This window comes from Streptomyces sp. NBC_00846 (genome assembly GCF_045207325.1).
In the GTDB taxonomy this organism is placed as follows: Bacteria; Actinomycetota; Actinomycetes; order Streptomycetales; family Streptomycetaceae; genus Streptomyces.
Genome location: NZ_CP108846.1, coordinates 5,718,167 through 5,730,994 on the forward strand (window position 1 = coordinate 5,718,167; position 12,828 = coordinate 5,730,994).

The 12,828-nt window shown below is 71.9% G+C and carries 10 protein-coding genes; 5 read left to right on the forward strand and 5 right to left on the reverse strand.

Annotation, left to right across the window (positions count from 1 at the left end):
• The first annotated feature begins 78 nt into the window (after positions 1–78).
• The 5 genes from OG936_RS26365 to OG936_RS26385 all read left to right on the forward strand — a co-directional run bounded on the left by OG936_RS26365 (position 79) and on the right by OG936_RS26385 (position 6,732).
• Positions 79–375 carry a DUF503 domain-containing protein gene (locus OG936_RS26365; protein WP_266749025.1) on the forward strand — a complete coding sequence of 99 codons (297 nt, stop codon included), beginning with the start codon at positions 79–81 and terminating at the stop codon, positions 373–375.
• 25 nt (positions 376–400) lie between these two features.
• The gene (gene rbfA / locus OG936_RS26370; RefSeq protein WP_361456037.1) at positions 401–853 is read left to right on the forward strand and encodes a 30S ribosome-binding factor RbfA; all 453 of its coding nucleotides are present in this window, start codon (positions 401–403) and stop codon (positions 851–853) included.
• Positions 850–1,749, forward strand: a complete 900-nt coding sequence (truB, locus tag OG936_RS26375; RefSeq protein WP_406497930.1) for a tRNA pseudouridine(55) synthase TruB — start codon at positions 850–852, stop codon at positions 1,747–1,749. Before rbfA ends, truB begins: the two co-directional genes overlap by 4 nt.
• A 197-nt stretch (positions 1,750–1,946) precedes the next feature.
• Positions 1,947–5,735, forward strand: a complete 3,789-nt coding sequence (locus OG936_RS26380) for a trypsin-like peptidase domain-containing protein (protein WP_406497932.1) — start codon at positions 1,947–1,949, stop codon at positions 5,733–5,735.
• Positions 5,736–5,778: 43 nt separating this feature from the next.
• A complete protein-coding gene (locus OG936_RS26385) occupies positions 5,779–6,732 on the forward strand; it encodes a bifunctional riboflavin kinase/FAD synthetase (RefSeq protein ID WP_406497934.1) in 954 nt (317 codons plus the stop codon).
• A gap of 95 nt (positions 6,733–6,827) precedes the next feature.
• Here the strand turns inward: OG936_RS26385 and OG936_RS26390 are convergent, their stop codons facing one another.
• The 5 genes from OG936_RS26390 to OG936_RS26410 all read right to left on the reverse strand — a co-directional run bounded on the left by OG936_RS26390 (position 6,828) and on the right by OG936_RS26410 (position 12,819).
• Positions 6,828–7,823 (reverse strand): oligopeptide/dipeptide ABC transporter ATP-binding protein, encoded by a 996-nt coding sequence (locus OG936_RS26390; protein WP_406497936.1) that lies wholly within the window; start codon positions 7,821–7,823, stop codon positions 6,828–6,830.
• Positions 7,820–8,848 carry an ABC transporter ATP-binding protein gene (locus OG936_RS26395; protein WP_406497938.1) on the reverse strand — a complete coding sequence of 343 codons (1,029 nt, stop codon included), beginning with the start codon at positions 8,846–8,848 and terminating at the stop codon, positions 7,820–7,822. Before OG936_RS26395 ends, OG936_RS26390 begins: the two co-directional genes overlap by 4 nt.
• On the reverse strand, positions 8,845–9,765 hold the full coding sequence (locus OG936_RS26400) for an ABC transporter permease (RefSeq protein ID WP_406497940.1): 921 nt from the start codon (positions 9,763–9,765) through the stop codon (positions 8,845–8,847). The genes OG936_RS26395 and OG936_RS26400 overlap by 4 nt, the downstream gene beginning before the upstream one ends.
• Positions 9,766–9,776: 11 nt before the next feature.
• Positions 9,777–10,859: an ABC transporter permease gene (locus tag OG936_RS26405; protein ID WP_406497942.1), complete on the reverse strand. Its 1,083-nt coding sequence runs from the start codon at positions 10,857–10,859 to the stop codon at positions 9,777–9,779.
• A 91-nt stretch (positions 10,860–10,950) separates the two neighbouring features.
• Positions 10,951–12,819, reverse strand: coding sequence for an ABC transporter substrate-binding protein (locus OG936_RS26410; RefSeq protein ID WP_406497944.1), 1,869 nt, complete (start codon positions 12,817–12,819; stop codon positions 10,951–10,953).
• Between the last annotated feature and the right edge of the window lie 9 nt (positions 12,820–12,828).

The window sequence follows — 12,828 nt, forward strand, 5'->3', positions numbered from 1 at the left end:
GCCGTTCCGTGTACGGTTCTTGTGTCCCTGCCAAACGCGCAGGGCACGAACCCGAACCGGCGGGACATCCGGGCATACATGTATGTGGGGACACTGTCCTTCGATCTGCTTCTCGGCGACGTACGGTCGTTGAAGGAGAAACGCTCCGTCGTCCGTCCGATCGTCGCCGAGCTCCAGCGCAAGTACGCGGTGAGCGTGGCGGAGGTGGGCGATCAGGATCTCCACCGCAGGGCCGAGATCGGCCTCGCCGTGGTCTCCGGGGACACCGGACACCTCACAGACGTACTCGACCGGTGCGAGCGGCTGATCGCTGCCCGGCCCGAGGTGGAGCTGTTGTCCGTACGACGACGGCTGCACAGCGACGAAGACGATTGAGCAAGGCTGAGAAGGAGACGGACCAGTGGCCGACAACGCGCGGGCGAAAAAGCTGGCGGACCTCATCCAGGAGGTGGTGGCCGAGAAACTGCAGCGCGGTATCAAGGACCCGCGTCTGGGGACGCACGTGACCATCACGGACACCCGGGTCACCGGTGACCTGCGGGAGGCCACGGTCTTCTACACGGTCTACGGCGACGACGAGGAGCGGGCGAGCGCCGCGGCCGGCCTGGAGAGCGCCAAGGGCATCCTGCGTTCCGCGGTCGGAGCGGCGGCGGGGACGAAGTTCACCCCCACGCTGGCCTTCGTGGCCGACGCCCTTCCGGAGAACGCCAAGGCGATCGAGGACCTCCTCGACCGGGCGCGTGCCTCGGACGCGCGGGTGCGCGAGGCGTCCTCGGGCGCCACGTACGCCGGTGGCGCGGACCCGTACCGCAAGGCGGACGACGAGAACGACGAGGACACCGCCTCCGAATGACACCGCAGAACAGGACGCCGGATGGCCTTGTCATTGTCGACAAGCCGTCCGGCTTCACTTCGCACGACGTCGTCGCCAAGATGCGCGGCATCGCCCGGACCCGCCGCGTCGGCCATGCCGGCACGCTGGACCCGATGGCGACGGGCGTTCTCGTGCTCGGTGTCGAGAAGGCCACCAAGCTGCTGGGCCATCTCGCACTGACCGAGAAGGAGTACCTCGGCACGATCCGGCTCGGCCAGGACACCGTCACGGACGACGCGGAGGGCGAGATCACCTCGTCGACCGACGCGTCCGGAGTGACCCGTGAGGGTATCGATGCCGGGGTCGCGGCCCTGACCGGACCGATCATGCAGGTGCCGTCCAAGGTCAGCGCCATCAAGATCGACGGCAAGCGGTCCTACGCCCGGGTGCGCGGCGGTGAGGAGTTCGAGATCCCGGCCCGGCCGGTGACGATCTCGTCCTTCAACGTCTACGACGTCCGCGAGGCGGTCGCCGAGGACGGGACGCCGGTCGTCGACCTCGTCGTCTCCGTCGTCTGCTCCTCCGGCACGTACATCCGCGCGATCGCCCGCGACCTCGGCGCCGGGCTCGGCGTCGGCGGGCATCTGACCGCGCTGCGGCGGACCCGGGTCGGGCCGTACGGACTCGATGTGGCGCGGACGCTCGACCAGCACCAGCAGGAGCTGACCGTGATGCCGCTGGCCGAGGCCGCGGCCTCGGCGTTCCCCCGCTGGGACGTGGACGAGAAGCGCGCCAGGCTGCTGCTGAACGGGGTGCGGCTGGACATGCCCGCCTTCCCGCCGGGACCGGTCGGGGTCTTCGGACCCGACGGACGGTTCCTGGTGCTCGTCGAGGAGCAGAAGGGCAAGGCCAAGAGCCTCGCCGTCTTCGCCTGACCGGGCCCCGGCTCCCGGGGCCCCATCGTGGAGCGGGCGGGCCCGGTGCCCGCTCCACGATCCCCCACTCCTTTCTGTCCACCGGACCCCAAGAATTCACCCCGACGGGCAGGCGCTCGGGGTGAAACGGGGCGCATTCGGGGGCGCTTTTACTCCGAGTGGGTACGCGCTGATCATCGCCGACCTAACGTCGGACCATGGGAAGCGGGGACCGGGCAGTGCTGGTACGTATCTGCGATCCGGCCGGCCGGCCGCGGGGGACCGGATTCGTCGCCGACGACCGGGGCACGGTGGTGACCAGCCATGAAGTGGTCGACGGTCACACCCGGCTCGTCCTGTACGGAACGGACGATCGCAGCTGCTGTGTCGAGGCCGCCGATGTCACCGCGCTGCCCGGCCTCGGCCTCGCACTGCTGCGCACCGGTGGGCTCTTCGCGCTCGGCGTGGAGCCGATGCCGATTGCGTCACGGGACCGGATCGACGCCGGTACGTATGTGACGATCGCCGCCCACGGCTGGCGCGAGGCGCGCGTGCTCGGTACGGCCCCGGTGACGTACACCGCGAACGGCCGTACCCATCGGATCGCCGAGGTGATGGAGCTCGCGCTCGGTACGGACGGCCGGGACGCGCTGCTGCTCGGTGGGGCGGCCGTGGGCGGGCCCGTCGTCGATCCGGAGAGCGGCGCGGTCATCGCCGTGCTCGGCACCGCGCTGCGCGCCGGGCATCCCGCCGCCGGGCTGGCGGTACCGCTGCACGGCGCGGCGGCCGACAGTCCGCTGGGTGCGCTGCTGAGGCGCAACGCGACGGGCGTTCCCGGGTACGGACCCGACCTGAATCTCGCGGGCGCCCTGCACCTCACCGCGACCTCACTCGGCTCGGCGGGCGGGCCGGACGCCTGCCCCGATCCTGTCGAACGCCCATACGTCCTCGCGGAGTTCAGCGCCTTCTCGGGCCCCGGCCGTCCCTCGTCCGTGCCGTGCGGCCCCGCCGTGGTCCTGGGCCTCGTCGGAGCACCGGGCACCGGCCGTACCACCGAACTGGCCGCGCTCGCCGCCCGCCGGGCCCGCGGCTCCGTACCCGCCCCCACGCTCTGGCTGCGCGGCGCCGATCTGCTGGCCGAGGACACCTCGGTCGCCGACGCGATCGGCCGTACGCTCCGGCGGTCCTGCCGGATCGTCACCGCCGCCGGTGCGCGGGGCGACATGGCGACAGCCACCCCCGAGCGGGTGGCCCGGCTGGCCGAGGAGTCCGGGAACCCGCTCCTCGTACTGCTCGACGGCCCCGAAGAGATGCCTCCCATGCCGGCTCCCGGACCGGCCCGGTGGACCGCGGACACCGTCGACTGGCTGCGTGGCAACGGGGCGCGGCTCGTGGTCGCCTGCACCCCCGAGTACTGGGAGACGGCCGGGGCGCTCTGCCCGCCCGACGCCCTGCATCACCCCGCCCGGCCGGCCGGGCGGCTGCCGCCCGCGGTCCGCCTCGGCGACCTCACCGCGAGCCAGGCCGCACGGGCCCGGGAGCGGTACGCCATCGCGCCGGGCGCGCTCGCTCCCGGCCACGACCGGCACCCTCTCACCCTGCGCCTCCTCGCGGAGGTGCGCGCGGCGCTGCCCGGCGACGTCGCCGGGCAGCCCGACACGGAGGACGTCTTCGGCGCCCACCTGGACCTGATGTGCCTGCGCATCGCGCTCCGCGTCGCAGCCGCGTCGGGCCCGGCGCCCGGGGGCACCGCGGTCCGTCGCCTGGCCGCGCGGGTGGCCGGGCAGGTCCACGAGGCGGCCCGCCGCTGTCTGGGCCCCGGCCAGGGGAAGCTGGACGGGGCGGCCTTCGAGGAGGTGTTTCCCTGGCGCACGGGCTGGGCGTCGGCGGTCCTCACGGAGGGCCTGCTCGTCCCGGCGGGCGCGGGCTACCGCTTCGCGCACGAGGAGCTGGGCGACTGGGTGCAGGGTGCCCACCTGGACCTGGACGCGGTGCTGCGCGCGCTGGTCCACCGGTGGCACGCGGCGGACGCGGAAGCGGAAGCGGCGGCAGCGGCGCCGGGGGTGGCGGGGTCAGTGGGGGCCGAGGTGGCGGAACCCCGCGTTCCGGAGCCGAGGAGGCCGCGTGCGGTGCAGGGGCGGGGGTCTGCGGCGGACACGCCGGGAAGGGGACTTGGCCGGGCGCCTGAGTCGCATGTGGAGTTCAGCCGTGCGCTTGAGTCGCGTGCGGAGTTCAGCCGTGCGGCCGGTCCGGAGGCCGGGGTGATGGTCCGGCCGCGCGTTCTGCCCGTGCCGCGGCATCGGTCCGGTCCGGTGATCCAGGCCCTGCTGCTCCTGGAGCGCCGCCAGGGGCCCGCCGCGCTGGCGCAGCGGCTGGCCGGACTCGTCGAGGCCCTGGACCGGCTCTCGCCGGGGCCGGGGACCGGGGCGCGTGCCGAGGCCGGGCACGAGGCCCGCTGGTGGGCGGTCCACCTGCTCTCGCAGACCCTGCTCCGGGTGCCCGATGCCCGGCCCCAGCTCGGGGTGGCCCGGTTCCTCGCCGACCGCATCGTCCGGCGGGCAGCCGAGGGCGGGCCGGGGGCGTACGCCGAGTTCGGGCCGTGGTTCTGGCGGCGGCTCCGGCTGCCCGAGGCGGACCGGATCGACCTGCTCCGGCGTCTGGTCCCCGCCGACGGCCCGCGCCGGGGCGACCCCCGCGGTGACCGGGACGGCGACAGCGGCGAGCGATTTCTGGACGCCGTCGCGCGGCGGCTCGTCGACTGGCCCCGGACCGTGCAGCCACTGCTCTGCGGCTGGTTCACCGACGAGCGCCCGCTGCCCGCCGAAGAGGGGCTCGCGCTGCGCCCGACCGTGGCCGACGCGGCACAGGCGCTGCTCTACGCCCGTCGGGACCTGGCCGTAGACGAGCTGACCGACGCCCTCGTCGCGACCGCCCATCCCCGGGCCGAGGAGCTCCTCGCCACGCTGGCCGAGGACGAGCCCGCCGCGCTGTGCCGCGCCGTCGACCGCTGGGCCCGCGACGAGGACCGGCCCGCCCGCCGGACCGCCGCAGCCTCGTACGCGCTGGTCACCGCGGCGCACGCCACCCTCGACGCCGACCGCGGGCAGCTGCGCAGGGCCGCCCTCGCCCTGCTGGCCCGCCCCGCCGACGCCGCACTGCACGGGGCCGCCCTCACCCTCCTCGTACAGGATCCGCAGACCCGGGACCGCTACCTCCCGCAGGCGCTGCGGGCCTTCGTCGCCGGCGAGCCGCAGCCGTCCGCCGAGGCGCTCGCCCGCATGCTGCCCTCCCGTCCGCAGCAGGTGCTCACCGCGTTCCGGGAACGGCTCACCCGGCCCGACGACGGCGCGGGCGAGGTGCTGTGCGCGCTCGCCGGGATCGACGCCCCCGAGCTGGCCCTGCACACCGCCGGGCTCGTGCGGGCGTACATCGACAGCCACCCGGACGACACCGTGCACGCCGCCGCGTACCTCGACCGCAGGCTGGAGCACGGCCCCGCCGCCCGCGCCCTGCTGCTGCCCCTGGTGACCGGGCTGCTGCGGGACCGCCCCGTGCCGCCGCCGGTGCGCGGGGCGCTCGCCGGGGTACTCGCCGCGCCGGGCAGCCCGGCCTCCGGGCAGCTGCGGGGCGAGCTGCTGGAGGTCCTGCTGGATTTCGAGCAGGACGCCCACCGCGATCCGGCCGTGCTCGACGCGTTGCTGCGGGCCGCCGCGACCGGCTCCGGCGCCCGCGCACCGGCCCGTACCCGCGCCCTGGTCCACCGCACCGGGATGCTGCTGGTCCGTACCCCCGAAGGCGCGGTCCGCTTCGACCGCGGACTGGTCGAACTGGCCCGCGATGTGCCCGGATTCGCCGCCCTGGTCACCGGGTGGCTGGCCGACGCCCCGCAGGAGTGGGCGGCGCTCGTCGGCCCGAGCGCGGGGCGGACGGTGGAGGCGCTGGCGAGTCCGAAAGCGATGCCGATGCAGGCCGCGGGGCGTGAGCATGGCAGTCTTAGACCTGCGTAACAAGCAATTTCATGTACACGGGTTCGGGCGAGGAGCGGTCACAGTGCAGCGCTGGCGTGGCTTGGAGGACATCCCCGAGGACTGGGGGCGCAGCGTCGTCACCATCGGTTCCTACGACGGGGTGCACCGCGGGCACCAGCTGATCATCGGGCGGGCCGTGGAGCGGGCCCGCGAGCTGGGTGTGCCGTCGGTCGTGGTGACCTTCGACCCGCACCCCAGCGAGGTCGTACGGCCCGGCAGCCACCCGCCGCTGCTCGCCCCGCACCACCGGCGCGCCGAGCTGATGGCGGAGCTGGATGTGGACGCGGTGCTGATCCTGCCGTTCACCACCGAGTTCTCCAGGCTGGCACCCGCCGACTTCATCGTGAAGGTGCTCGTCGACAAGCTGCACGCGCAACTGGTCATCGAGGGTCCGAACTTCCGCTTCGGGCACAAGGCGGCCGGGAACGTGCAGCTGCTCACCGAGTTCGGCGAGACCTACGACTACGGCGTCGAGGTCATCGACCTGTATGTGCGCGGCGAGGCGGGCGGCGGCGAGCCGTTCTCCTCCACCCTCACCCGACGGCTGGTCGCCGAGGGCGATGTCGAGGGTGCCGCCGAGATCCTGGGCCATCCGCACCGGGTCGAGGGCATCGTGGTCCGCGGCGCACAGCGCGGCCGCGATATGGGCTTCCCCACGGCCAACCTGGAGACCCTGCCGCACACCGCGATCCCCGCCGACGGCGTCTATGCGGGCTGGCTCAATGTGAACGACGAGGCGATGCCCGCCGCGATCTCCGTCGGCACGAACCCGCAGTTCGACGGCACCGAGCGGACCGTGGAGGCGTACGCGATCGACCGCGTCGGCCTCGACCTGTACGGGCTGCACGTCTCGGTGGACTTCCTCGCGTACGTACGCGGGATGCTGAAGTTCGACTCGATCGACGACCTGCTCGTGGCGATGGCCGCCGATGTGAAGCGGTGCAGCGAGCTGGTCGCCGCGTACGAGCGCGGCTGACTCGCGCCGCGTACACGGCCGGGGCCGGGACCGTCGAGAACGGTCCCGGCCCGGGCCGTGACAGGGCGCCCGCCGGACGGGCCCCGGCCCCCGCGTTACGCCCGTGCCTTCGCGGCCGCGTTCGCCCAGTGGCACGCCACCTGGGTCTGCCCGCCGCCCGCGAGCACCGGCAGATCCTGCGTACGGCACGCGTCCGCGACGCCCGCCCGCTCGGCCTCGCCCGAGGCCAGCACCTGGCAGCGGGCATGGAACCGGCACCCGGGCGGCACCCTGGACGGGTCCGGCGGCTCACCGGCCAGAATCACCGGATCGCCCCCGGCCTCCGGGAGAACCGACAACAGCGCCTGGGTGTACGGGTGTTGCGGGGCGGTCAGGATCTGCTCCACCTCGCCCGTCTCCACGATCCGGCCGAGGTACATCACCGCGACCCGGTCCGCGATGTTCCATGCCAGCCCGAGGTCGTGCGTGACCACCAGCGCGGACAGGCCCAGCTCGTCCCGCAGCCGCAGCAGCAGGGCCAGGATCTCGCCGCGCACCGAAGCGTCCAGCGAGGCCACCGGCTCGTCGGCCACGATGAGTTCCGGCTCCAGGACGAGCGCGCCCGCGATCACGACCCGCTGGCGCTGACCGCCCGACAGCTCGTGCGGATAGCGCAGGAAGAACCGCTCCGGGGGCCGCAGCCCCGCCCGCGACAGCGCCTCGGCCACCGTCGTCCGCTCGTCACCCGCGTACCCGTGGATCCGCAGGCCCTCGGCGACGGCGTCGTACACCGTGTGCCGCGGATTGAGCGAACCGCTGGGGTCCTGGAGCACCAGCTGGACCCGCTTGCGGTACGCCTTCAGCGCCCGGCTCGCGTAGTCGAGCGGCTGCCCGTCGAATGTCACCCGCCCGGACGTCGGCGGGACCAGGCCCAGCAGCGAACGCGCCAGCGTCGTCTTGCCGCAGCCCGACTCGCCGACCAGCGCGACGATCTCGCCGGGCCGGATGTCCAGGTCGACGCTGTCCACGGCACGCGCCGGGGCGGCTCCGCGCCGGCCGGGGAAGGTGACCTTCAGCCCCTCGGCGCTGAGCAGGGGAGTGGTCGTGGTCATGATGTGCTCCTTGCTTCCTCGGCACCCGGCAGGGCCGGGGCCGCGGCGGCCCCCGGCTCCACCAGCACACAGGCCGCCCGCCGCTCCGGCCCCGCCTCGCGCAGCACCTGGTCCTGCGTCGTGCAGGAGTCCAGGGCCACCGGACAACGCGGGTGGAACGTACAGCCGCCGGGCAGCGCCGACGGGTCCGGCGGGTCGCCGGGCAGCCCGCGGGGCGCGAACCTGGAGGCAGGGTCGCCGATGCGCGGGAACGCGCCGGACAGGGCCTTGCCGTACGGGTGGTGCGCGTTCTCGTAGACCTCGGACGCCGGGCCCTCCTCGACGACCCGGCCCGCGTACATCACCGCGAGCCGGTCGCAGGTGTCCGAGAGCACCGCCAGGTCATGGCTGATCATGATCAGGCCGAGGTCCTGCTCGGACACCAGCTGCTCGATCAGCCGCAGGATCTGGGCCTGGATCATCACGTCCAGGGCCGTGGTCGGCTCGTCCGCGATGATCAGTCCCGGGTCGCAGGCGAGCGCCATCGCGATCATCACGCGCTGGCGCTGACCGCCGGAGAGCTCGTGCGGATAGGCGGAGGCACGGGCGGCGGGCAGCCCCACCTGCTCCAGCAACTCGCCAGCCCGCTTCGCCGCCGCGGCCTGCGTCGCCTTCTTGTGCAGCAGGACCGGTTCGGCGATCTGGTCCCCGATGCGGTGCACCGCGTTGAGCGAGTGCATAGCGCCCTGGAAGACGATCGACGCCCCCGCCCAGCGCACCGCCCGGACCTGGCCCCACTTCATGGTGAGGACGTCCTCACCGTTCAGCAGGATCCGGCCGGACACCTCCGTACCGTCGGGCAGCAGCCGCAGCAGCGCGAGCGCCAGCGTCGACTTCCCGCAGCCCGACTCACCGGCGATGCCGAGCTTCTGCCCGGCGTCGACGGAGAGGTTCACACCGCGGACGGCCTGCGCTCCGCCGGCGTACGTCACCGTGAGGTCCCGTACGTCGAGAAGCGGTGTCTTCTGGATGCTCGTCGTGCTCAACGGGCCACCCCCAGCTTGGGATTGAGGACGGACTCGATGGCGCGGCCGCACAGCGTGAACGCCAGGGCCACCAGGGCGATGGCGATGCCGGGCGGTGCCAGGTACCACCAGTCGCCCGCGCTGACCGCGCCCGCCTCGCGGGCGTCCTGGAGCATGCCCCCCCAGGAGGTGGTGGTCGGGTCGCTGAGACCGAGGAAGGCCAGGGTGGCCTCGGTGAGGATCGCGCTGGAGATCACCAGCGTGGTCTGCGCCAGCACCAGCGGCATCACGTTCGGCAGCACGTGCCGGACCATGATGTGCCCGTGGCCGCCGCCCAGCGCGCGGGCGCGCTCGATGTACGGGCGGGACTCCACCGCGAGCGTCTGGGCCCGGACCAGCCGGGCCGTGGTCGGCCAGGTCGTGACCCCGATCGCGATGATGACCGTCCACATCGAGCGTTCCATCACCGTGGCGAGCGCGATCGCGAGGACCAGCGTCGGCATCACCAGGAACCAGTCGGTGACCCGCATCAGGACCGTCGAGTACCAGCCGTGGAAGTGGCCCGCGACGATGCCCACGACCGTACCGATGGCAACGCACAGGAACGCCGCGAGCAGGCCGACCGTCAGCGAGACCCTGGTGCCCCACACCAGCAGCGCCAGCACGCTGCGCCCGAACTGGTCGGTACCGAGCGGGAATTCACCGCTCGGCGACTCCAGCGCACCACCGGGGGCCCCGGTTACGCTCTGCGAGTCGGCGCCGACGAGCTGCGGCGCGAACACGGCGACCAGCGCGATCAGGACGAGCGCGCCCAGACCCCACAGTCCGCTCCGGTGGCCGCGGTACTCCCGCCAGAAGCGGGCGGCGGACTGACGCTTGCGCGCGCGGGCCAGAGCGCGCGGATTCTGCGCGGGCGCCGCCTTCGTGGGCGTGGGCATGGATTCGGTCGTCATCGGCCCACCCGGGGATCGAGCAGCGGATAGAGCACATCGGCAAGGGTGTTCGCCAGGATCACCGCGGTGGCGAAGACGAAGAACAGACCTTGCACGAGCGGGAGATCGGGCACGCTGAGTGCCTGGTAGAAGAGGCCTCCGAGACCCGGCCAGGAGAACACCGTCTCGACCAGGATCTGTCCGGCGACCACATGCCCGAGGTTCACGAACATCAGGGTGAAGGTCGGCAGCATCGCGTTCGGCACGGCGTGCTTGCGGCGCACGACATCGTCCCGCAGCCCCTTCGCGCGGGCCGTCGTCAGATAGTCGCTGCCCATCTCGTCGAGCAGCGAGGAGCGCATCACCAGGAGCGTCTGCGCGTATCCGACGGCGACCAGTGTGACCACCGGCAGGACCAGGTGGTGCGCCACGTCGAGGATGTAGGCGAAGCCTGTCTCGTTGCCCGACTCCAGACCGCCCGTCGGGAACATCCCCGGGATCGGGCCGATGCCCACCGAGAAGACGATGATCAGCAGCAGGCCCAGCCAGAACGACGGCACCGAGTAGAGCGTCAGCGCGAACGCGGTGTTGAACCGGTCGCTCATGGAGCCGTTGCGCCAGGCGGTACGGGTGCCGAGCCAGATACCGAGCGCGGTGTACAGGACGTACGACGTGCCGGTCAGGAGCAGGGTCGCCGGGAGCGCCTCGGTGATCTTGTCGATGACCGGCGCGTGGAACTGGAACGAGGTGCCGAAGTCGCCCGTGAGGGCGTCGCCGACGTAGCTCGTGAACTGCTGCCACATCGGCTGGTCGAGACCGAACTGGCGCCGCAGCGACTGGAGTTGTTCTGCGGACACGGGCCGGCCGCCCGTCATCTGCTTCACCGGATCGCTGGGGATGAGCCGGAAGAGGAAGAAGCTGGTGACCAGGACCGCGAACAGCGACACCGCTGCTCCCGCGATCTTGGCCGCCACGTATTGGAGATAGGCCTTGGTGTTGCGCGCCCGTGGACCGCGGGCAGCCGACGGGCCGGCCGGAGCCGGGCCGTCGGTGTCCGCGTCCGCGATCTGCACGAGCGCCGGAGTGCTGTCAGCTGTCATAGGGAACTCTCGTTACTCGTGCTGCACTTAGAGGGAACCGGCGGGGCGGCTGCGCGCCGCCCCGCCGGCCCCTCTCAACCCGTCCGCGTGACTACTCGCGGTCGTCCGCGGTGGTACGACGGCGCTTCGCGATGAACAGCCCGCCACCGGCGAGTACCACGACCACCACGATGATGCCTACGACGACTCCGGTGGAGCCGGACCCGCCGGAGCTGTCCGAACTGCTGCTGCCCGCCGGAACGGCCGACCACCAGCTCCAGTACCCGTCCTGGCCGTAGATGTTGCCTGCCGCCTCGGGCATGGTCTTGATCGACTTGATCTGGTCGGTGCGGTAGGCCTCGACCGCGTTCGGGTACGCGATGACGTTCATGTACCCCGAGTCGTACATCCACGACTGCATCTGCTTGACGATGTCCGCGCGCTTGGCCGGGTCGTACTCGGCGAGTTGCTTCTTGTAGAGCTCGTCGTACGTCTTGTCGCAGATGAAGTTGTCGGTGGTGGCGCTGTCCTTGGCCTTGACGGGCAGCGCGCCGCAGGTGTGGATGCCGAGGACGAAGTCCGGGTCCGGGTTGACCGACCAGCCGTCGAAGGCGAGGTCGTACTCACCGGCGTACCACGGCACCGAGACGTTGTCGAGACAGTCGACCTTGAGGCCGATGCCGAGCTTGCCCCACCACTCCTTGAGGTACTTGCCGATCGCCTTGTCGTTCGGATCCGTGGCGTGGCACAGGATGCGCAGGTCGAGCGGCTTGCCGTCCTTGCCGACGCGCTGGTCGCCCTTGAGCGGGTAGCCCGCCTCGTCGAGGAGCTTGGCGGCCTTGGCCGGGTCGTAGGCGAGGCTCTGGTCGGCGGAGGGCTGCCAGAAGTACGTGGAGAAGCGCGGCGGGATGTAGCCCTGGCCCTCGACGGCGTGGCCCTGGAAGACCTTGTCGATGATGGTCTTGCGGTCGATGGACAGGAAGAGGGCCTGGCGCACCTTCTGGTCGAGAAGGGCCTTGTTGCCGTTGCCGAACTTCTTGCCGTCCTTGGTCTGCGCGCCCGGGTTGGTGGCCAGCGCGAAGAAGCGGCGGCCCGGACCCTCGTTGACCTTGACGTTCTTCTCGCCCTTGAGGGAGGCGGCCTGAGCGGACGTCAGGGCGGGGGAGCCGGCGACGAAGGAGACCTCGCCCTTGCGCAGCGCGGCGACCGCGGCGTCCTGGTCCTTGTACGTCTTGAAGACCAGCTCGTCGAACTTCGGCTTACCGCGCCAGAAGTCCTTGTTGGCCTTGAGCTTCACATACTGGTCGACCTTGTAGTCCGTCAGGATGAACGGCCCATTGCCGACGATCGGGAACTTCGTGTCGTTGTTGAACTTGGAGAAGTCACCGACCTTCTCCCAGACGTGCTTCGGGACTATCGGCACATCGAGCGCGGCCATGGTGGCCTGCGGCTCCTTGAGCTCGATGACCAGCTGCGTCGGGCTCGGAGCCGTCACCTTCTTGAAGTTCGCGACGAAGTTGCCGTTGGCCTGCGCGGCGCCCTCGTCGGTCATCATCTTGTTGAACGTCCACGCCGCGTCCTCGGCTGTGGCCTGCTGGCCGTCCGACCACTTGGAGTCGGACCGGATGGTGTACGTCCAGGTCAACTTGTCCGCGGACGGCTCCCACTTGGTGGCGAGGGCGGGGACCGCGTGGTTGTCCTTGGGGTCGTAGTTCGTCAGGAAGTCGTACATGAGCCGGCTGACGCTCGTGCTCATCAGCTTCTGAGCGAGGAACGGGCTCAGGGAATCGACACTCTGTGCGACGGCGACGGTCAGCGTCGACTTGCCGCTGTCGGCGGCCTGCGCCTGCTGCGGCGCGCCACCGAGGGGCACGCCGACGACGGAACCGGCGGTCAGTGCCAGAGCGGCGGCGCCGGAGGCCAGCAGGACACGCAGACGTGAGCGTGGCTGGGCAGTCAGTGGTGGAACTCTTTCGACCATGGTCAGGGA